The following is a 22,209-nucleotide window of genomic DNA, read 5'->3' on the forward strand; positions in this document are numbered from 1 at the left end:
GGGAGGATCGTTTTGAACAAAAATTATTGTTGAACGATGCTGATCTCATCGTAATACACAATGGAGTTTTTATAGGTTCTCAGTTCAAAGTAAAGCTGGGTAGCACCTACAGGAGCAACATACGTCTTTTTAAACTCCACCCATTGTCCCGGGGTGGAAGGCAAATAAGTACTCGGGTTACTATTGGTCATTTCTTCATCGCCATTTCCTTTGATATGACCGTCTGCTAAATTGCTATCCCCTGCATCTTTAAATACGGACCAGATTCTGGAATCTTCTCCATCATTTGCTATAGGATCTACATAATACCAGAAGGTGATTTCATAAGTCATTCCTTCTTGTACACTGATGGTTTGGGCTAGATCTTTGGTTCCTCCGGCTCCGGTGTGTTTTACTGAAAAGCTTCCGGTGTGCACAATGCCTGCTTCTTTTTCAAGGCTCTCGAATTTAGTCCAACCTTCCGGAGTGAAATCGTCCGTCCAGGTTTCAAAACCTCCGTTTTGAATTTCTGTAGGGAGTACAGGGTCCGGATCAGGATCTGGAGTTGTGTTTCCTTCTACGATTTCCACGGTTTTGATATCCCATGACATGGCCTGTGCTTCCGCAGAAGTATAGACAAATGCGATGTACATAGCTTCCGTCAGGGTGAAGTTCGTAGTGTTTTCCCCGTTCTTAAAGCGATCGCCTACTACGGTTAAATCGTTCCATGTGGCAAGGCTAGGGTCTCCCATACCGCTGTAGTCCGTAGAGCCTACTACGCGGACATCGGTAAAAGCAGTAAAATAATTCAGTATTTCTGTCAGCGCCAACTCAGGGTTGGTAAATCCGGTAAGATCTAATTTTTGCGAACTGATCATCCAGGCTCCGGTGATTCCTTTCTGATAAGCATTGATTTTGGCTACTCCTGCTTCCGCCTTCCAGAATTCTTCGGAAGCTTGTACATTGTATGTACGGAAATCGATCATGGTAGCGGTCAGGTCAGCTCCGTAAATAGGATCCAATTCTCCTTGGAATTTATCCGGGCCTTCCTCATTAATTCCATCCAAAGAGTAGGCATCCACTTCTTTCAGCCCGGGTAGATTGTAATACGTTTGCAAAGACCCGTGTAGCCATACGGCTTGGCCCAGCATTTCCGGGTTTTCCAGTAAGTTTAGGTTTGTACGGGGAAACGAATTACTCATCAATTGAACAGGCATTACCTTGGCGGGGTTGGTTTCGTCTTTGTTATCTGCAATGGCCAAATTGCTGTTCAAAGCAGCTTCCGTACCCGGGTAGAAGGTGTTGTTTTTAAAATAGCCTACAATATATCCTTTCACCCATTTTTTCTCTGAATCCCCTTGGTTTGCACGACCGGCACTGATATTAAACGCATCGGACAAACTGCCGTCTCCAGCCGGAGGTTCAATAGCATTCGGATCGTCAAAACGGTCGCCCGTTAAGTTTACATCTTCCGTAGTATTTAAAAATAATTGTAGTACTTCGTTGTGTATACTTAAAATACCGCTGACACTTCCGCTTCCGTCAGGCAGCTCTGCTTTGGCAAAAGAAGCGTAGTTACTCGTACGAACGATGATGGATTCTCCCGTACTGGTAATCAAGGTACGGCTGGTGGGAGCACCTTCGGCCGTATATTGTAGTTGATATTCTTCTTCAGCGAACATTACGTTCGACACTTTTACCCAAGTACCGTAATGGCGCTCCATATTTACAGGCATCTTAGTCAGGTCCAGGGCAAAAGGATTAGGCTGTACGTCTGTTACTCCTTCTACTACATGGTCTTTGATACGAGCTTCCTCTAAGCGGCCAAACTGGTCGTTGTATTTTCCTCCCAGCTGAATCATACCCCGGTAATTGCCCATCTGCATTCCTTTGGCTTTGATATACAGCTTTTTCCCAATCGGGTAGCTCTTATACAGATCGCTTTTGTCCAGGCGCACTACAATTCCGGCAGACTCATCCTGTAGGTAGAGTTCTTTATGAATATTTCCGGTCTCGTCCGTTGAAATCACTACCCCACCAATCACAATTTCTTCTTCGATAGTATACATTTCGGGCATTTCGGCATCAATGTATTTCTTTTTAAGCGCAGCAATGGTATGAGTTACTTCCACTGTGGGTTCCGGGTCGGGATCGGGATCCGGGTCCGGCTTTTCAGGAGGAGGAGGCACCACCGGGCCAAGCGGATCACTGTTATCACAGGAAGTAAAGGGTAAGGCAAAGAGCAACCCCAGCAGAATGATGCGATAGAAGATTGAAAATTTTTTCATTGTGCTAATTCTTTTAGGAAAAACAGGGTTTGATATAAATGTTACTAGATTGAAAATTTCATTAAAAACTCACACTCAGATTTAAGAAGGCCTTGAAGCCTTGAGCGTAATAATATTTATTGGCAAATTTTTCCGGGTTGCCTTCCACAAAATCAAAGCGATATTGTTGGTATCCGGTGGTCACGATGTCTTCCTTGTTCAAGATATTGGTCAAGTTCAGGTTCAAGCGAAAGAGGTGATTTTTTACTTTCCAGCTTTTCCCGGCAGAAATATCCAAGGTAAAAGCCCCGTCCGGTTCTTCCTGATCTATGATCTTCTGATATCCTGCAGTACCGGGAGCATACGAGTACTCGTCATTATGAATGGCGCGAACGGTATACCGGGCAGGGTTCAACGTTACATAGCGCTTGCCCAAGTAGTTGCCCGTGATGCCTACGAACCAATATTTTTTTGACCAGTATTCCAAAGAAAGGGCTCCGGCCAATTCCGGTGAACCTCCTATATGGAAGCCGTTGAAAAAGACGGTTTCTTCCGAAAGTTTTTCTGCACTGTTGTCCACTGTAGTGGTGGCCGTAGGATTGGCATTGTAGGTGTAGTTGGCATAGGTTCCGGCTCCTTTCACCCGCAACTCCTCCGTAATTTGGTATTCCAGCCCCAGTTCAACTCCTTTGAACTCCTGACCCATGCCAGTCAAGGCATAGTTGACAAAATTGTTGTATGAGTCATCGTAATAGCTGATAACCTTGGTCAAGTCACTGATTTGCGTATAAAAACCGGAAATCCTCACTTTCACTTTTTCACCGCGATGGTAGTAATTGATATCCCCGGACAACACTTCCGATGAGTTCAGGTCATTCACAGCCTCGTTGCGCGTGCGGACTGAGACAAAAGCATCTTTAAAATAAGGCGCTTGAGTGTAATAGGTTCCGTTGGCCGTTAGTACATTGCGTCCGGTCAGGAAATATTCTCCGCCCAGTTTAACCCCAAAATCCAGGAAGTCTAACACTTCCGATTTGCCATAGGAATTTTCAGGAAACAATCCTTTTTGACGGTTGCCATTCCGGTACATAGATGTATTGGTAACGGATCCGCCTAAGTAAACAGAACCTTTCGCAAAACTTTTGGATAGGTTGAGCCAATAATTTGCCTTGTTCAACACGGCATCGTAATCGTGACCGATCCTGTCATCCTCTCTTTTGATATTGGAAGGGTCGAGCAAGTTATTACTCGCTTTGTCCTCATCTACAAAATCGCGTTCCGCAAAATTGTCAATGTCTACATAGAAGTCCCCTCCCAATAAGTCGTCCACCGTATTGTAATTATTGCCTTTGTAATATTCGTACTGAATACCGGTGGTAAGTTTGAGCGATGAACTAATATCCCATAGAAGTGTTGGGTTCACATCCAGGTTTTGAATATCGTTTTGGCGTTTCTCAATAATATAGTGTGACCGGGCTCCTGTAATTGTATTGTCACCATCGGCTACTGTAGTGAGACTGGCGTAATTGATTTGATAGAAGTTATCCCAGTTTAATTGACCATAACCTGAGGAAGACCAAAGGTCTGTCATGGCAGCACCCGTACCGTCCATATCCTGAGCATACTGGTAGGAAGGCAAATAACGGTAGTAATCCGGGCGAGGATCCGAAGCATCGTACCAGTTTAAGGCCGTTTTGGCCTCTTTGCCGAAACTGTATCCTATAGCCGTTTTCAGTTTGAGTTTATCATTGAAGGCAAATTCATCATTTAAGATGAATTGGGGCAATACGCTGCTTTTGATACGGCTATTGCGTTTTTCACCATCCTGATACCCCCAATAAGCGTTGTAAAGATTATCCCCTTTCAATTGATAAATTTCCTGTACGGTTCCTGCTTGTTGCCCGCGTTGGTAGGGAGCAATGAGCGCGGTAAATTGTAAAGAGTGCCGGTTGGAAAACTGTTTCTCAATTCCCAAAAATCCCGCCCAGGCATCATACGAGGTACCCTCTACATAGCCTTCCTGTGCCCATCTGCGCGAACCGGAAGCGGTAATGGCCCAGCCATTTTTCATTAAACCGCTGGAGTAGGTCATCATGATCCGGTTGCTATAACTGGAGTTGCTCCACGAATAGCTGGCTTTTACCCCCGGTCTTTGTTGGGAAGGCTTGGTAATGATATTGGTAGATCCTCCTATTTTGCTAAAAGAAAAATCTACCGGAGCAATATTATAAGTAACTTCTTTATTCCGGGTTACATCATTTAATCCCCCCCAAATGGACCAGGAGGCATAGCCTTTTTCAGGATGGGCCATATTGATTCCATCCATATACACATTGGAATGATTGGATTGGTATCCCCTTTGGCGAAACCAATAAGGTCCCCAGGAATACCCAGCAAGGGAGCTATAGGCATCACCGGAAGAGAACAAAAGACCGGGGGTGGATTGAGCCCCTCCTTCGTCTGCAACATCCAGCTCACTGAGGGATAAAACAATGGTTCCCGCATCTTCCCGCACTGGTTTTAAATGCACCAACATGTTTTGGGTCAGGGGAAGAACGATGGTTTCGTACTGTTCTTTCGAAATCTGAACCTTGCTGTTTTCAGTCACCAGGCCGGCAGGAATTTCGAAATACCCATCGGGGCCGGTTTGGTAACTTACTCCATTTACCCTTAGCTGTACGTCTTCTATGGGCTGGTCTGATCCCGCAGCCAGGACCCGCCCTCGAATGATTCCTTCTTGTTGTTGTGCCACAGAAGTACCGTAAATACTAAGAAGTACTATTAATGCAGTAAAAATGCTTTTCATGATGTAAATAAAATGAATACAATTACGATTAAACTTTATCTATCAATAAGGGAGATTTATTCTTATCATAACCTGCTACTCCATGTGCTGTGATGCATTGTCGCGAGGGTGAATGCCTTTCATTTTTAATTCTTTTCATTTCTCCTTCTTGAGTTTCCAAATCTCCGGGAGAAAAAACTTCTTTCCCGGGCCCACCCTGTGTATTAGGCCGGGAAGGTTGTCTACTGTTTGTCGAAAAGTTTACGGTTGCAATACCCAATGTTTCATCTTTGAAAGAAGCAGGCTGTTTCTAATACCGGTTACCGGAAAATGATATTACAGGTCTGCTTTCTTCTTAATCAAATAAATAACAACCGGAAAATGATCGGAATATCCCCCGGCATAGGCTCCTCCCGCATAGGTACGAAACGGATAGCCTTTATAGCGCCCGTTGGGGTTCTTTAATTCTTCAAAATTGCAGATATCACTTTTATAAAAAAGCAAACCTTCTTTGTTGTTTACCAATTCTTTGCTGATAATGATCTGGTCAAATAAATTCCAGTTATCCCGGTAAGCGAGGGTGCCCAGGCCATTTTTGTACATCTTGTACATGGGGTTGTACAAGTAATCTTCTTCGCTTAAGGCCTCTTTACTTCCTTTGGCTCCTAAAGCACGGACAAGGCTTTTATCTACCGGGTCATCGTTAAAATCGCCCATGGTCACAATATGTAAAGCGGGGTTCAATGCTCTGAGGGAATCAATGATAGAGCGTTGAAGCGTTCCTGCCGCTTCCCGGTAGCGGGACTTGGCGGCCCGTGATGGCCAGTGATTTACCAAAAAGGCAATCTTTTCATCGGCCAACTCCCCTTCTACCAATAATTGGTTCCGGGTGGCAAAACCCTCATAAGCTTTTTCTATCCATAATTCGCGGGCAGATACCTTGCTAAGCGTGAAAAGGTCAGTCCGGTATACCAGCCCTACATTTATTCCCCGTTTGTCCGGTGACGCTACCAAGGCGATCGCATAATTGTATTGATTCAGGGGAGGGTGTGTAATGAGATCCTTCAAACACTGTTGGTTTTCTACTTCTGCCACGCCAAATATCACCGGAGCTTGCCGGGCTTTTTCCGCTCCGACTTTCCCAATAGTCTTAGCCATTCTTGCCAGTTTTTCCCGGTAGCGTTTTTCCGTCCATTTGTAAGAACCTTCCGGCAAGAAATCATCGTCTTTTTTTTCGGGATTGTCTACCGTATCAAACAGGTTTTCTAAATTATAGAAAGCAATATTGTAAATATCATAAGAGGCTTCTTGTGCTTTGGTTTCTACGGAAAATGCAAAAAACAGACACAAGAGGAATGCATAGTATTTATTGATCATAAGCATGTTAAACTAAATGTCAGTAATAGAGTGTATTTATTGAGTTAAGTAGTTGAAAGCTTTGTTAATCAATATTTTTCCACACACGGAGAAAAAAAGTAAAAGAAATATAATTGTACTTTCTCTTGTTAAGAGCTGCAAATTAATGTAAGAATAGCGCAATTCTAACAATAATAAATAAGAAAAGTAAATAATTCATAGATTGTTCATGCTAAATTTCACCCCGAAAAGGTGGTAGTACGCTTGGCACATCACACTTCCACTATTACCAATGTATCAAGCATTATTTAACTTTTGGTTAATTAATATAGGTGTTTGAATGACTTTAAGAAACTCGTATCTTTTTGTAAATCAATCTATAATCCTTAAAATATTCCTGTTTTTTTCTTGCTTCCCCGGGAATTGCCTCCAAAGAAAAGTTTAGTATATATAAACTTTTCCCTATCTTTGTACTATGAGTTCAAGTACATCAAGCAATTCATTTATACATTTTTAAAATATACCTGAAAATTCATGTCCATTAAACTGGTAGTATTTGATATGGCGGGCACTACGGTGAAAGATAAGAGTAACGTAGGCGCTGCATTTAAAAGGGCTTTGGAAAGCTTTGGCTATGATGCCATTACCGATGCGGAAGTACAAGAGGTAATGGGTTATGAAAAACCCTTGGCGATTAAACGCTTATTGGAAAAGCATGAGCCGGAAACGGCCAAGATCACAGAGGAATTGATTGCTGGCATCCACCAAAAGTTTGTGGATGGAATGATCCGGTACTATGAAACCAACCCGGAGATCGGTTCGACGCCTAATGCCGAAGCAGTACTGAAAGGCTTGCGGGAACAGGGGATTAAGGTGGGGATTAACACCGGTTTTTCCCGGGACATTGCCGAAGCAATTGTCAAACGGCTTCAATGGAGGGAAAAAGGAGTATTTGACTGCCTGGTAGCCAGTGATGAAGTGCCTCAAGGCCGGCCTTATCCGGATATGATTCAAAAGCTGATGCTAGAAACCGGAGTGGAAGACATTGAGGAAGTAGCCAAGGTGGGTGATACGGAAGTAGATGTAAACGAAGGCAAAAATGCGGGCTGTAAGTACATTGTCGGCGTAACTACGGGGGCTTATTCCCGGGAAGAGTTGGCGGTATATGGTCCTACGCATATCATTGATAACTTGTCGGAGTTAAGCGCAATTTTAGCGGACAATTAGAACATGTTTCTTTTGACTCCTTATTTTTAGTTGAGAAGTGGTTTACACGTATAGTTTTTGACCGAAGATGGAATCAACATCGGCTCATCAAGAGAATAGCCAAAGCTATTGTTGAAAAAAGTAACACAAAGGAGGCGCGTTTGAAACATTTTTTAGCGAAAAGAAAAAGTTTAATTCACTTCTGAGTTAAGAAACTAAATACTCGAAAGGTAGTAAGGCATTTTGCCTGCTACCTTTCATTTTTTTGAGGCGTCTTTGCATTTTGTCCAAGCAAATTCCCTTTATTCGATTGGCTTCTATCCCGGTTCTTTAAGTGGTTAGGTGGAATCGTTGTTTTCATTGAGTTATATTTTTCTGTCTCTTTCTTTCACAAATCATTTTCTCGCTCAAAAGTCCCCTCCCCCCTCTCGGCTTTTTGGGATTTAGCTGGGGAAGCAGCAAAATTGTTTCTTATAACTATTAGGTTATCGGAACTTATAGAAAAAATGCGTATCTTTACTTCAAGCAAAAAAATCAACGCCATGGAACCAAAATTCAATCATAAAATCGCCCAGTTACTGGATAAAGAGCAATCGGAAAATACCCGGAAAGCCTATCGTTCGGATTTTGAACATTTCCAGCATTTCTGTGAGGGCCAACAAGAATCTTCGTTACCTGCTTCGGTAAAAACCGTGATGGCGTATTTGAGTCACTGTGCAGAGCAATTCAAACCTTCCGTAATCAAACGCAGAATGGCAGCCATCAAAAACTACCATCAGGCACATACGCAGACTTCTCCCACGGATGACCTACGCGTCAAACGTCTGTTCTATGCCATCAAACGGGACAAAGGCACGGCACAAGCCTCTGTCAAGCCTATATTGAAAAAAGATATCTGGGAAGCCATAGACACACTGGATGAAAATACCTTAAAAGGTCTACGGGACAAATGCCTTTTATTGATTGGTTTTATCGGAGCTTTCAGAAGAAGCGAATTAGTCGATCTCGATTACGAAGATTTGTATTTTGATGAAAAGGGCTTGACCATTCATTTGCACAAAAGCCAACCGGACGCACTGCAAGAAGGGGACTTCAAAGCCATTCCTTTTAATAAGGAACAAGAAAAATACTGTCCGGTCAAAGCCATGCAAACCTGGTTGGCGGCTAGTGGTATCCGGCAAGGGGCCTTGTTCAGAGGCGTCAATAAAGGAGGCCACTTGAACACCAAACGCATTTCGGACAAGGCCGTGTATTTGGTTGTAAAACAACTCTTGGGAAAGAAATTTTCAGCCCATTCGCTCCGGGCCGGTTTTATCGTACAAGCCAAAATCAACGGAGCCGAAGCTCATGAAATCCAACGGCAAACCCGGCACCGTTCCCTATTTATGATCGAACAATACACCAAAGTACAATCCGCCTGGGAAGACAACGCAGCGTTGAAGATATAGGGACTGTTCCCTCAGCTGCTTTAGGATATAAAACAAATACTAATGGACATTTTAAAGGGAACACCCAATGCTGTCAGCTTAAAGTGTTAAGTCAATCCCTATATTTACAGGATAGATAGGTACCGTTCATCACTAAAACGGGAACCACGGTATTAAGCTGTTTTTCTTGTTCATGTTATATTGCTACCCAGCAATAAATACTCTACTCATCAGTATAACACCTAAGAAGCCCAAAACTCAGGTTAACAATCATTCAAAAACGTAATCTGTTAATTATTGACATTGTTTAAATACATGTTCAAAACTCACCTTCCTTTTCTCCACAATGACATCTACTTTGACCTGCCATATCCCATCTGGTTGTTTTTTTCCAATTAAACTTCCTTTAGAAATATGAAAGTCCGAACTATCAGGAAAATCCATTCCTGCCCCACCTAAAGTATAATACAAACAATTAGTTTTTAATATCTCTTTATCCTTAATTTCAAAACTTTCAATCCCATCCTTAACTTCAAAAAGGAATGTTTCTGTATTTGTTTCAGAACCGTATTCAATTTTGTTATTGAATTCAAATACAATATTCTCTCCGTCTACTACTCGATAAACATCTACAATAGTGTCAGAAAGTCTAGCATCATTAAAAGATGTAATAATCATTTTATTAGCATACCAACAACTGCCAGTACAAGAACCAGTAATACGTTTTTTTGGCATTTGGCTCAAAAACACTATACAGGTTAAATACATTGCAACCTTCATAGTTTGATTTCTTTTATCGTTTTTTCACTAATCTTGCTTGTATAGTTGGCCTTCCTGTAAAACGTGTAAACGTTTTTACTGTTTCTCTAGATGGTAGCTATACTGATGAATCAACTCTCTAATAAACATAAATACTTTTTACTCTAAATGTTTATTTGAAAAACGTAACGCCCAAGTGCATAAGCAATGGTACAATTGCCAATACTCTATTTAGTCTTGGTAGCAATGACAGCATTGTTTGATAGTTCAATGTAAGATAATTTTGTAGAAAATGGATTACTTCATCAAAAATAGCCCAACCTGGTCCCTGTCCCAAAGACTATTTTTGAAAGGTTTTCTTCAAGTAAGAGTGGAGCTTATCTGTTCTTTATATTTTTCCAATTCATTTTTTTTCAAAATAAATTTTCATTATCAATTTATTTTTCCAATCTTTGGCCCCACGAAACAAGATCACTGAATGAAAGCAAGAGTTCAACATATGGCATTTTTTGGTTTTTACTTTTTTTACTTTTACTTTAAAGTATGAGTGAGGCCTTGCTGTATTTGACTTTTTAAAATATACCTTGGGGCCTCAAATTGAGGCCCTTTTTTATGGACTAATTTCAACTTAAAACAAAACTCAATCATTAAGAAATATGCAAAGCAATAGCGTTTATACCTTCTTCTTCTTTTTTTACTTCTTTTATTTTAGAATGAAGCAGGGGACTCTATTGTAATTTTTGTTGAACGGCAAATTAGAAAGGGTCCCCAAAAGGGACTCTTTTTTTATGTCCGATGCGCAGTATCCAGTAAAAATTAAAGTTCAAATCTATTAAACTATCTAAAATGAATTCCAAAAAACGAATCGCCATCCAAGGCTACGAAGGCAGTTTTCACCAAATCGCGGCAAGGGCCTATTTCCAACAGCCGATCGAAACTCTGCCTTGCCCCACCTTTCCTGAGTTGGCAGCCTTGAGCGGTGACCCGCAACGCAGCGAAGGAGGCATCATGGCGATCGAAAATTCCATTGCCGGGAGCATCTTGCCAAACTACAGCTTGCTACAGGATTCGGAATTAACGATCACCGGGGAAGTTTACTTGCGCATCCGGCAAAATTTGATGGCTTTACCAGGGCAATCAATTGAAGCGCTCAAAGAAGTGTACTCCCATCCTATGGCGATTTTACAATGTCAACAGTTTTTCAAACAATATCCCCATATCAAGTTAATCGAAAGTGAAGATACGGCCCTGAGTGCTCAAAGAGTCAGAGAGCAAAGCCTCAAAGGAGTCGGGGCCATCGCCAGCAGTCTGGCTGCCGAATTATTCGAATTGGAAATACTGGAGGAAAGCATCGAAACCGTCAAAAACAACTACACACGCTTCCTGATTCTCTCTCACCCTCCTGTCCGGGAAGTTGCTCCGGAACATAACAAAATGTCTCTCTACTTTAAAATCCTTCACCAACCTGGTACTCTGGCCAAAGCATTGAATGCCTTGGCAAACGTAGAAGTCAATATTTCAAAATTACAGTCTTTTCCGGTGCCCGGCAGTGAGTGGCAATATTACTTCCATACGGATATCGAATTTGAAACTTTGTCCCAATACCAACAAGTGCTGGAAACGCTCAAACCTCTGACAGAAGAATTGAAAGTATTCGGGACTTATCAAAAAGGCAAAACCATAAGAGATTAAAGTCAAAAGTGTATTCAGAAATAATCAAGTATAAAAAAACAGTTCAAATCTTCTAAACATTAAAAAACAAGACAATGAAAGATCGTATGACCATCGAGCCGATACAAAACTGGTTTCCTGAAATTGAAAGACCTTTGATCATTAGTGGGCCTTGTAGTGCAGAAACGGAAGAACAACTGATAAGCACTTGCCAGCAACTGGCAGCCACCGGGGAAGTAGATGTACTCCGTGCAGGTATTTGGAAGCCCCGCACCCGGCCGAATAACTTTGAAGGGGTGGGTTCTATCGGATTGAAATGGTTGCAAAAGGCCAAAGAATTAACCGGCTTGCGCACTGCGGTAGAAGTCGCCAATATCAAGCACGTATACGAAGCCTTGAAACACGGTGTGGACATCCTCTGGATTGGAGCACGCACAACCGTTAACCCGTTCTCCGTACAAGAAATTGCCGATGCCCTGCAAGGAGTAGATGCGACCGTATTGGTAAAAAACCCCATCAATGCCGATTTGGAACTGTGGATTGGGGCTATCGAACGCATTCATAAAGCAGGTGTCCGGAAAATCGGTGCCATCCACCGGGGCTTTTCCAAATACGGGGAAAGCAAATTCCGCAATGCTCCGCAATGGCAGATCCCCATCGAGTTGAAAAGACGCTTACCTGAAATCGCCATGATTTGTGATCCCAGTCATATTTGCGGCAACCGTGAAATGTTAGCTGAAATTTCACAAGAGGCGATGGACCTGAATTTCGATGGATTGATGATTGAGTCTCACCGCACTCCGGACCAAGCCTTGAGCGATGCTAAGCAACAAGTGACTCCTGATCGCTTAGCCGAAATTACCAAAGGTTTGGTCTTGAGAAAAGACAAAGCGGAAAGCAACGGTTCGCCCAGTCCTATAGACTTGATGCGATCACAAATCGATCAATTTGACAGTGAAATTTTAACGCTGCTTTCCAGCCGGATGGAGGTTGCAAAAAACATTGGTAAATACAAAAAGGAAAACAATGTTACCATTTTACAACCGGAACGTTGGAATCAGATCCTACAATCCTCTATCGAGAAGGGACAGAACAAAGGTTTGAGTGAGGAGTTTATTGAAAAGTATTTAAAAGCGGTACATCAGGAGTCTATCAACCATCAGAATGTGGTAATGAATATAGAATAAAGTTGAAGGAATGGAGATTGATGGATAAAAGGATTACCCTTTCATCATCTTGAGCTTTTCCCCAAGTACCGGAGGATGACATCCGGAACTTGGGGGTGTTTTTTCATCCCGTTTGAATATAAAAGATCAGGCATATAGGGTCAATCCAATTTTTTTGCATATTGTAAAAAATCATCTTTATGTTTGGTAAACAAACCATTCAGTGTCGTGACCCACACTTTATCATTAAAATAACTTACAGAAGTAATGGTATTGCGTTCCATACCCGGATTGTTTAGCAAGATGAATTCTCCCGAAGCTAAATCAAATTTAAAAAATTCACCATTAACATTATAATAACACAATTCTCCATCCACCACAAAAAAACCTATCGATTTCTCCACCTTTTCCTTCACTAACTCCCAGTGATCACCTTCTAATGAAGACTTATACACAGTTTTATTACTAGTAAAAGCATACAGCTCTTGGTTCAATTCAATAATTTGTTTTACTGTACCAAATCCATCCGGAAACTCCAGATCGGTTTCAGTCATATTCCCATGGCTATCCACTTTTAAAAGCGGATAGTGATCAAGTGAAATAAAAAAGTTAGGACCAATGGCTTCAATGAAATTTATAAAATTAGAATTATATACATCTATAGGACTTACAAGTTTCACATCCGTCTCAAGGTCAATACATGATTCTCCACTTACCGTTTTCTCAGTATAGGTAAAATTCATAAAACACAAAGTAGTTTTACCATTATCTTGAACCACCATAAGAAAGTCACCGTTTTCATTAAATGCTCCGATAGGTCCTTTTGGAAAAGGAAACACCACCCTTGAGTTAATGTTAAAATCCTCTGGAGCTAATTCATGGAGAGAGATTGCTTTAACAAGTCCATAATTTCCATCACAAGGAGGGTAATACGGTGAGTATAAATACATCTGGTATTGATCTAACTCACTAATATACATCGCAAGCCTTTTATGAATTGCGGGTTTGGGGTAAATATTATGTAAAAAATTCACATGTACCTTATTCTTAATTCGGTGATCAGAGCCAATCACATTCACCTCTCTGGCACTGGCAATGGTGAGCTCATCCTCCACTACTTTACTGTTTAGTAAAATTTTATTCATTTTACTAAACTTTATTGGTTCTTCCCATCCTGGGGTGACTTCTTCTAAAACTTCCTTTTCTTCTTCACAACCAAATATTATTAGGGGAATTAAAAAGAAATACAAAATATGTTTCATAGCTAATTAAAATAGTTATTTAAGTTAGAAGGCACAATGATAATCTCTTAATAAGAAAAATAATCCTTTTTGGTTATTTTATCTATTTGGCATGAAGCATATTTATTTTACAGCACTTTAGCAATCATCCTTTTTCCAAAAATAATTATTGATAACCGAGAGAAAGCTCATTCAAAAAAACATGAGCTTATTTCCAACAATCTATTACACAACGTAAATAGTTTACGGTATACCTATGTATACTTGCATAAAGTCATTCAACCAAATCTTACTTGATTACTAATTATGTCTGATACGATTACCTACCAATATACCCAACCTTCGGCTTTGAAGAAAAGGGCTGGAAAAGACGAACTCTTTTTAGCGCAATACAGCGAAACAGAAAAAAAGAACGCTCCTTGTTTTTTTTGGGGCCGGCTCACCAATCCTTATATTACAGCCCGTTGTTTACTTGCTTTATCCAAGGTAGTCCAATCCAGTTTTAACCTCTCACCTTTTCAACTGGCCATGTTAAAGGACCCTATCGTAACCGCCGGTAATGACACGCTGCGTTTCGAAGGGTTTTCTCATTGTGCCGGGGTATATGCCCGGGTAGATGTGTTGCCCGATGGCCATGACGGTGAGTTTTTAGAGAATGGAACTACCAATGTAGACTTTAACCCGGGAATGCTTTCGGCATTAAGCAGCATTCAAAAGAAAGAAGAAGTGCTTTTGTCTGTAGGACAAAAAGAGGTAGGGCTACACAAAGAAGGTCAAAAAGTAACCGAACGAAAAGTCCCATTACCCACCAAATGGATCAAAGGATTGACTACGGTGCAATTGTACTTATCCGCTACCGAAAACGTCACCCGTTTTAACAAGCTACAGGCCATGCAATTGTTTCGTACATTGCCCAAAAGCAAAGTCAAAACGGACTATTACTTGGTAACGCGAGGCGCCCGGACGACCTTTTCCCCTGCCAAAAGTGCCAATGCTATTTGTATTGGAGGTGTTCACCGTTTACGATTACTGGAACCTCTTTTACCCTTGGCCGATGAACTACAAGTTTTTGCCCATCCGGACATGCAATCTACTACCTGGCAATTGTATTTTGGAGAGGTACGTTTCAGCCTGACACTTTCAAGAGATGCCTGGAGAGGCTTTTCGGGAGAAGGTGCCGCATTGGAGGCATTGATTGAGGAGGTACCGGATTCCTGGATTCAATTGTTTGACAACTATAGTTATGCCAACCAAGCCTTTCATCCTACACTCTTCGCACTGGATGAAGGGGTTAACTTTCAGGAGGTTCAAACTCTTACTGCCCGTCTCTCCGCCATGGGATTGCTTGGATTTGACCTGGATGAAAATCAATTTTTCTATCGTAGGCTACCTTATAAATTAAGCAGGATTCAAAGTTTGAATCCCCGCCTGAAAAACGCAGAAAAACTGGTAGAAACGGGAAAAGTTGCCCTCGTCAGCCATGATTCGACAAAGACAGAAGCCCGTGTGGAAGGTAGCGGAGTACATCATACTGTTGTGCTGGAGGGAGAAAAACAACGGTGCACCTGTACCTGGTTTAGCAAATACCAGGGAGAGCGGGGGGTTTGCAAACATATCTTGGCCGTAAAAATGAAAATACAGGAAAAGGCCTAAATTTACTTTACGGCTCTATGGGCATTGACCGGTTGGTAGCGATCAAAGTATCAATACGGCTAAACCCTTGCTCCGATCGGTAAATGCAATCACGGCCCGGTTGGTATTTTGTGTATTAGCCAATGTGTATCCGGCCACAAAACTGGTGGCTTTGTAAAAAATAAAATATTGTATGTCATACATTTGCCTACTAAATTGATTGAAATTATTACAAATTTTGAAACAAAAATCAACCCTGATTTTTTACTACTCACATCGGTAAAAACCGAACAAGCAACCAACAACCCGTATTTTTTAAAAACAGAAAAGTAATTCTACAACACCTCTCCAGTATGTAAAGAAATGAAGCGATATGTTTATGAATAAATTTTACACATAATCGTAACCGTTACGGTTTTCCAAACAAAGTACTACCTTTGCCTCCAAATTTATTTCGCACCATTATTAAAAAAACTAAAATCAATGTTAGATCGGTTATTTTTACGAAAGCTGAACAAACAAGGTAAAATCATGTACTTTGTTTTACAGTTAGTCTTCGATGCAATTTATCTATTCGTTTTATTTGGAGTATTGGATTATGAGTTAGGAAGCTCAGGTTCAAGCACACGGGATGATACCTACTTTACCATGATTGCAGGTATACTTGTTTTTGCCATTGTCTCAGGAATTATCTGTTTGCAGTTTTGGCGACTTGAAGAAGCGCCCCCCACTCAGGAGAATAAAGCTGAAAGTAACATTTCTCAAGAATAAAATATAAGTAGTGATATTTTCCCCTCAAGTTTTTAGGGAAATATTGCTTCAAAAAGTGCAGCTCTTCTTAACACAGCCTTCAAGAATTCCAATTGTTGAAGGCTGGCTTTTTCTATAGAAGAGCTCAATACAGTTGGCTTCACAAAGTCATTTCATAATACCGGTGTTGTGCTAATTTACCTCTCCCTTCCTTTTGAAAACCAGCATCTTACAGAATACTTCCCAGTTAACTTTATTTTTGTTGATAACTGGGAAGCTTTTGATTAAGACAAAAAACAGGTCACTAGTTTTTTATACGGCCTCCCTCATCCGTTAGTAAGAAACTTCTTTATTTTTACCTGTTACTAGGCAATTGTATTTAGAAAAATATTTTATACATTTACCTATAAACCATTATTTCAACCATCTATAAATACAATTGCATTATGAGCTTAATTGCTAAAATGTATGTTGAGGATAAGGAAATTAACATTCTTGACTTCAAATTCCGCTTTACCCGTCCGGTAGACGAGCACGGCAAACCGATGGGTAAACCCAACGGGACAACCTTTGACATCACCTTTGAAACCACTTCCGATCAAAGCTTTTTTGCCTGGTCGGTGGGCATGGACATGGTGAAAAAAGTAAAAATTGTCGTCTCCCCGGTGACGCAAGACAGCAAAAGCCGGGTGTTTGAGCTGTACGATGTACACTGTATCTTTTTCAAAAACCACTTCAATGGAGTTAACGGGGAACCGATGATGACCCAAATCAAGCTCTCCCCGGCCATCCTCTACGATGGAGGATATAAAATCCTGGAGCACTACTGGAAGGAAACCGACCTGAGCGCTCAGGATACCCCGGTAACGACCATTGCCCCGGAGAAGGAGTTGAAAGTGGTCGCAATGTACTACGAAGACCTGGAAGGAAATCGCTTGGAAAAGCGCTACCATGGCAAAGTCTTTCTGGTACTGGAAACCAAAAACGGGATGGGCAAAAGCCTGGATATTCACCTGGACGACCCTTATCATAGTTTCATCTACCAGGGCCAAAAACTGGAAGACGATCTGTTAAAAGCCGTTTCCATAGCAGGTGATATCACCAAAACGGAACTGGAAATCCTCCCTGAATTTAACCTCTAATCCTTAACTAATTTTTCATATGTTTAAAGTATCCGAAACCGGTAACCCGGGTAATTATATCCTGGTCAAACCGCTGGAAATTGCAGACCCTCCGTTTGTGGTATCGTTTTTCCGCTCAAAAGACCATGCCAACGGCAAGTATGGTGACCGTGATAATTTCTATAGAGGCACCTTTGGCTTTGACCGCTTTGATAATAAAGTGATCGCGGAAGGCCTGGTAGAACATTATCCCCCTTTGGAAGGGATAGAAACAGACCGTAAAACCGTTGAAAACAGCCGGGCTTATTTTTGTCCGTACCTATCCCTCTGGCCTCCCCAAGTAGACGGCAATCAAGACAGTGCCAAAAGCAAAGTGAGTATTTTTGTCCGCTTGGAAAAAAGCAGCCACTACAATAGCGATCCGGATAAGATAAGGGTGAAATTTCGCAGTGCGGATGCCAAGTGTGTAACGGTCAATGGAAAGGCTGAAGATATCATAGAACTGGACTTAAAAGCGGGCAAAGAGGAACATCCCAGTATAGAAATAGAATGCCATCAAGCCTTTGACAAGGAATTGGCCATAGATGCCATCACCTATCAAAAAGGGAGTGATGAACATGTGGTAGGCAAGTTATTGCTTTATCCCAACAAAGTCCGTTACAAGACCCTGATCCAACCCGTACGCCTGGTGTTTGGCCCAACCGAAAGTAAGACGATTGGCAGTGAAAACCACCGGCCACTCTTTCAAAACCTGGTCAAGGACTTTAATGAAATCTCTTTCAACCAGGCATATATTCATGCGGAGCTGGCCCCTCAAACCAAGGTGGTTACCTTGTCAATGAGTCAGTTTAAAAACGATTTTGGTTGTGTTTACCGCCACCATAACGATGGGAAAGATTATCTCAAAGAAGGGGAAACATACTCAGGGCTGTACAATGAATTGGTGGAAACTCGCTATGCCGCTCTGGCATCTCAAAAGAAGGCACAGCTAAACAGAGTTGAGATCGGGGAGGAACTAGTCCGAAAAATGCAGGTAATGGTAAATACTTTTTATGCTCATTTTAAGGAGTATAAAGTAACCAAAAATCCTCTTCGGATCAAAAAGGAGAAAGAGGCCAAAATAGTAGAAACAACATGGAACCAACCCGAAGTGCAAACGGCCTATCAGGATTTTGCAGTTACAAGGAAATTGTATGGAGAGCTTCCGGAGGAGGATGCCTCAGCGATGGATAAGAAACATAAGATTCATCTCTTTTTTACAGACGATATTTATGGGCACTACAAACGGGTGAAGTTATCAAATGGGAAATTTACAGATGGGAAAGCGGTTGCCTATTCCGTTCCAATGACGGGTGTTGTACATATTTTCGAAGCAACTTTCCAAAAGCAAAAAGTAACCCCTACCATCTTACACGAAATGGGACATAGTTTGGGCCTTGATCATACCTTCTCTAAAGCCTTGGGAGAGTACGAGTACAAAGATCCCAACAAAGACTATAAAGATGATTTAGAGAAAAAATTAAAGGAATTAAGAAATGAGAAAGATGATTTAGAATCTAACCTAAAGGATTTTATACAATATAAAAAGCTGATTGAAAAAGAAAAAGTCACTCAAAGTGAATTATTGGATTTACTTGGTATTGAAAAACTTTATTATTCTGTGCTTGAATTATTGAGAAATAGTTTAACTACAGGTCGTCTCGAATTGGATGGTTTGAGTCCGGTTGAAGGGTTTGTTCGTCATGTACAAAATGCGATAAAAGCAGAACATGATAACTGGGTAGATATCCGGCCCGAAAGGTTAACCAAAGAGCAGACGCAAACGAGAGTTGAAGAATTAGAAACGGAGATTGCATACCTGGAATTACGACTGAAAACAGCTGGGAAAGCGGAAAGTTTGTCCAAAAAACAAGATCAGTCGGCCACCCTTGAAAATTATATGGATTATGATTACAGAGCAGTGGATGGCAAAGTTGTACCTGAGGTTGAAAGGAAACTGTTTTATAAATGGCAGTGGGATAAGGTTCGCAAAATAGGTAGTGAAGAAGGCTATTTCAAAGAACAAAACTAGACAAAGGATGAAAAAGCTTGGAATATTATTGTGTTTAGCCCTGTGTATAAGTGCGTGTCACAGAAGAATACAGACCTTTTACGCCTACGAAGACGAACATAGTTATTGTACCTTGGAAACTAGAATGAAAAAAGATGATACCTTTAGGTCTGTAATTTACCGGGCGATGTCCAAAACACACTACGATACCGTACAAGCCCCTGTGACGGGGGGATTGGAACCACAACCGCTTTCGGGACACCCTCGAAAAAATAACCTCTATCTATATATAATGACTGGAGAGGGGGCATTTGATGATCGAATTGGAATTAGTGATGTTGTTTACGGGTTTTATTATATCAAACGGGAAAGAGGACTTAAATTTGATTTTTGTTTCCCAGGACCTCCTGGTGAGAAAGAAAATAAAATGCGTGTAAGGTATAAGAAAGTCACTAATGACAGTTTGATAATAAGTAGACCATCTGAATTAGAAAATTATTGTTTTTCCCACCTAGGTATTGATTGGTTCCCACCCTATATGAAACGGGTAAAAGAGATTGATTACGATAAATTCCGGCTCCCACAAGTCAAGAACAAGCATTTGAAGAACCCGACTAAAGCTCTATTAACAGATGAAGATTTTGAAAAAATAGAGAATACTGAAAGGAGTCAAAAACAATAAATCGTATAAAATGATTTTAAAGGCCGGGTTTGTAGCGTGATGGCTGTAAACCCGGCTTTTGCTTATTCCTCTAGGAATTAAAAAGAAAATGAAAAAACTTGGAATATTATTGTGTTTAGCCCTGTGTATAAGTGCGTGTCACAGAAGAATACAGACCTTTTACGCCTACGAAGACGAACATAGTTATTGTACCTTGGAAATCAATATGAAAAAGAACGGACACTATAGGTATCTGACTTACCGGGGGATGTCCAAAACACATTACGATACCGTACAAGCTCCTGTAACAGGAGTATTGGAACCGCTTTCGGAACATCCTCGGAAAAATAACCTTTTTATATATGTAAAGGGAAAAGAAGTCGCAACTGAGAACTATACAGGGTTTGATAATGTAATTCATGGGTTTTATTATATGAAACGGAAAAGAGGGTTTAAATTTGACTTATGTTTTCCTCTTCCAGTAGATAATAAAAGAGGCCTTGGTGAAAGATATGTATTATATGAGCGAGTAACCCATGATAGCCTGGCAATGATAGTTAATGAATTAATGGAACAACAATGTTTTCAATACTTGGGAATCGACTGGTTTCCTCCCTACTTGAAACGGGTAAAAGAGATTGATTACGATAAATTCCAGCTTCCACAAGTCAAGAACAAGCATTTGAAGAACCCGACTAAAGCTTTATTAACAGATGAAGATTTTGAAAAAATAGAGAATACTGAAAGGAGTCAAAAACAATAAATCGTATAAAATGATTTTAAAGGCCGGGTTTGTAGCGTGATGGCTGTAAACCCGGCTTTTGCTTATTCCTCTAGGAATTAAAAAGAAAATGAAAAAGCTTGGAATATTATTGTGTTTAGCCCTGTGTATAAGTGCGTGTCACAGAAGAATACAAACCTTTTACGCCTACGAAGACGAACATAGTTATTGTACCTTGGAAATCAATATGAAAAAGAAAGGGCACTATAGGTATCTGACTTACCGGGGGATGTCCAAAACACATTACGATACCGTACAAGCCCCTGTGACAGGAGTATTGGAGCCGCTTTCGGAACATCCTCGAAAAAATAACCTTTTTATATATGTAAAGGGAAAAGAAGTCGCAATTGAGAACTATACAGGGTTTGATAATGCAATTCATGAGTTTTATTATATGAAACGGAAAAGGGGAGGTAAATTTGACTTATGTTTTCCCTATCAAGTAGGAGGTAAAATGGACCGTGATATTAATTATGTATTATATAAACGAATTAGCAATGATAGTTTGATATTGCTATCTAATAAATTAATGGAACAACATTGTTTTCAATACTTGGGAATCGACTGGTTTCCTCCCTACTTGAAACGGGTAGAGGAGATTGAATACGATAAATTCCGGCTCCCTCAAGTAGAGGAAAAGCATTTGAAAGACCCGACTAAGGCCCTCCTTATATACGAAGATGTAGAATACTGAAAGGGGCAAAAAACAATAAATCGTATAAAGTGATTTTGGAAAGCCGGGTTTGTAGCGTGATGGCTGTAAACCCGGCTTTTGCTTATTCCTCTAGGAATTAAAAAGAAAATGAAAAAGCTTGGAATATTATTATGTTTAGCCCTGTGTATAAGTGCGTGTCACAGAAGAATACAGACCTTTTACGCCTACGAAGACGAACATAGTTACTGTACCTTGGAAATCAATATGAAAAAGAAAGGGCACTATAGGTATCTGACTTACCGGGGGATGTCCAAAACACATTACGATACCGTACAAGCCCCTGTAATAGGAGTATTGGAACCGCTTTCGGAACATCTTCGGAAAAATAACCTTTTTATAATGATAAGAAGCAGAGAAATTGCTACTGATAGTTATATAAGGATTGACGATGGTATGTATTATTTTGATTTTATCAAACGTAAAACGGGTATGTTCGGGATAATGCTAAAAGGAGCCACATGGTAGTATTATTGCCTTGAGCGTGTTTTTTGGACAATTTTGCCAATTACCGCCCTGCTCACATTTTGAGCAATTTTCTTTTTAATCTGGTTAATACTCAAATCCGTTTCAGCGGCTAACTTTTGTACTTTTTTAATAATATGTTCAGGGGTCTTAGGCCTGCCAATAGGTTTTCCTCTTGCT

18 protein-coding genes are annotated in these 22,209 nt (G+C 40.8%); 12 read left to right on the forward strand and 6 right to left on the reverse strand.

Translation table 11 applies throughout. The annotated features are described in order from the left end of the window. Window positions 1-23: 23 nt before the first annotated feature. The 3 genes from AAG747_RS28075 to AAG747_RS28085 all read right to left on the reverse strand — a co-directional run bounded on the left by AAG747_RS28075 (window position 24) and on the right by AAG747_RS28085 (window position 6,414). On the reverse strand, window positions 24-2,267 hold the full coding sequence (locus AAG747_RS28075) for a DUF5689 domain-containing protein (protein WP_346824587.1): 2,244 nt from the start codon (window positions 2,265-2,267) through the stop codon (window positions 24-26). 61 nt (window positions 2,268-2,328) lie between these two features. Beyond that, window positions 2,329-5,052, reverse strand: a complete 2,724-nt coding sequence (locus tag AAG747_RS28080; RefSeq protein ID WP_346824588.1) for a TonB-dependent receptor — start codon at window positions 5,050-5,052, stop codon at window positions 2,329-2,331. Window positions 5,053-5,367: 315 nt separating this feature from the next. After that, window positions 5,368-6,414 carry an endonuclease/exonuclease/phosphatase family protein gene (locus AAG747_RS28085; RefSeq protein WP_346824589.1) on the reverse strand — a complete coding sequence of 349 codons (1,047 nt, stop codon included), beginning with the start codon at window positions 6,412-6,414 and terminating at the stop codon, window positions 5,368-5,370. Window positions 6,415-6,921: 507 nt separating this feature from the next. Between AAG747_RS28085 and AAG747_RS28090 the strand changes: the two genes are divergently transcribed. Together AAG747_RS28090 and AAG747_RS28095 are read left to right on the forward strand one after the other, a co-directional pair. Then, window positions 6,922-7,614: an HAD-IA family hydrolase gene (locus AAG747_RS28090; protein WP_346824590.1), complete on the forward strand. Its 693-nt coding sequence runs from the start codon at window positions 6,922-6,924 to the stop codon at window positions 7,612-7,614. Window positions 7,615-8,135: 521 nt separating this feature from the next. Continuing rightward, complete coding sequence (locus tag AAG747_RS28095; RefSeq protein WP_346824591.1) at window positions 8,136-9,041, forward strand: tyrosine-type recombinase/integrase; 906 nt, start codon at window positions 8,136-8,138, stop codon at window positions 9,039-9,041. Between the two features lie 273 nt (window positions 9,042-9,314). Here the strand turns inward: AAG747_RS28095 and AAG747_RS28100 are convergent, their stop codons facing one another. Further along, window positions 9,315-9,800, reverse strand: coding sequence for a hypothetical protein (locus AAG747_RS28100; protein WP_346824592.1), 486 nt, complete (start codon window positions 9,798-9,800; stop codon window positions 9,315-9,317). Between the two features lie 825 nt (window positions 9,801-10,625). On the opposite strand from AAG747_RS28100, the gene AAG747_RS28105 reads away from it, so the two are divergent. Then, complete coding sequence (locus AAG747_RS28105; RefSeq protein WP_346824593.1) at window positions 10,626-11,471, forward strand: prephenate dehydratase; 846 nt, start codon at window positions 10,626-10,628, stop codon at window positions 11,469-11,471. Window positions 11,472-11,545: 74 nt separating this feature from the next. Next, window positions 11,546-12,637, forward strand: coding sequence for a chorismate mutase (locus AAG747_RS28110; protein WP_346824594.1), 1,092 nt, complete (start codon window positions 11,546-11,548; stop codon window positions 12,635-12,637). A gap of 140 nt (window positions 12,638-12,777) precedes the next feature. Here the strand turns inward: AAG747_RS28110 and AAG747_RS28115 are convergent, their stop codons facing one another. After that, the gene (locus AAG747_RS28115; RefSeq protein WP_346824595.1) at window positions 12,778-13,878 is read right to left on the reverse strand and encodes a hypothetical protein; all 1,101 of its coding nucleotides are present in this window, start codon (window positions 13,876-13,878) and stop codon (window positions 12,778-12,780) included. Window positions 13,879-14,163: 285 nt separating this feature from the next. On the opposite strand from AAG747_RS28115, the gene AAG747_RS28120 reads away from it, so the two are divergent. Then, a complete protein-coding gene (locus tag AAG747_RS28120) occupies window positions 14,164-15,510 on the forward strand; it encodes an SWIM zinc finger family protein (protein WP_346824596.1) in 1,347 nt (448 codons plus the stop codon). Between the two features lie 42 nt (window positions 15,511-15,552). Here the strand turns inward: AAG747_RS28120 and AAG747_RS28125 are convergent, their stop codons facing one another. Further along, a complete protein-coding gene (locus AAG747_RS28125; protein ID WP_346824597.1) occupies window positions 15,553-15,693 on the reverse strand; it encodes a hypothetical protein in 141 nt (46 codons plus the stop codon). 279 nt (window positions 15,694-15,972) lie between these two features. Here AAG747_RS28125 and AAG747_RS28130 point away from each other — a divergent pair, with 279 nt between their 5' ends. The 7 genes from AAG747_RS28130 (at window position 15,973) to AAG747_RS28160 (ending at window position 22,032) form a co-directional block, all read left to right on the forward strand. Beyond that, entirely contained in the window at window positions 15,973-16,260 is a 288-nt protein-coding gene (locus tag AAG747_RS28130) for a hypothetical protein (protein ID WP_346824598.1), read from the forward strand. Window positions 16,261-16,685: 425 nt separating this feature from the next. Further along, on the forward strand, window positions 16,686-17,381 hold the full coding sequence (gene tssD / locus AAG747_RS28135) for a type VI secretion system tube protein TssD (protein ID WP_346824599.1): 696 nt from the start codon (window positions 16,686-16,688) through the stop codon (window positions 17,379-17,381). 19 nt (window positions 17,382-17,400) lie between these two features. Further along, window positions 17,401-19,431 (forward strand): zinc metalloprotease, encoded by a 2,031-nt coding sequence (locus AAG747_RS28140; RefSeq protein ID WP_346824600.1) that lies wholly within the window; start codon window positions 17,401-17,403, stop codon window positions 19,429-19,431. A 7-nt stretch (window positions 19,432-19,438) separates the two neighbouring features. Beyond that, window positions 19,439-20,092, forward strand: coding sequence for a zinc-binding metallopeptidase family protein (locus AAG747_RS28145; protein ID WP_346824601.1), 654 nt, complete (start codon window positions 19,439-19,441; stop codon window positions 20,090-20,092). 88 nt (window positions 20,093-20,180) lie between these two features. Next, a complete protein-coding gene (locus tag AAG747_RS28150; protein WP_346824602.1) occupies window positions 20,181-20,834 on the forward strand; it encodes a hypothetical protein in 654 nt (217 codons plus the stop codon). 88 nt (window positions 20,835-20,922) lie between these two features. Further along, entirely contained in the window at window positions 20,923-21,546 is a 624-nt protein-coding gene (locus tag AAG747_RS28155; RefSeq protein ID WP_346824603.1) for a hypothetical protein, read from the forward strand. 108 nt (window positions 21,547-21,654) lie between these two features. Further along, window positions 21,655-22,032: a hypothetical protein gene (locus tag AAG747_RS28160; RefSeq protein ID WP_346824604.1), complete on the forward strand. Its 378-nt coding sequence runs from the start codon at window positions 21,655-21,657 to the stop codon at window positions 22,030-22,032. Window positions 22,033-22,209 lie beyond the last annotated feature (177 nt).

It is taken from the genome of Rapidithrix thailandica (assembly GCF_039710355.1).
Classification (GTDB): Bacteria; Bacteroidota; Bacteroidia; order Cytophagales; family Flammeovirgaceae; genus Rapidithrix; species Rapidithrix thailandica.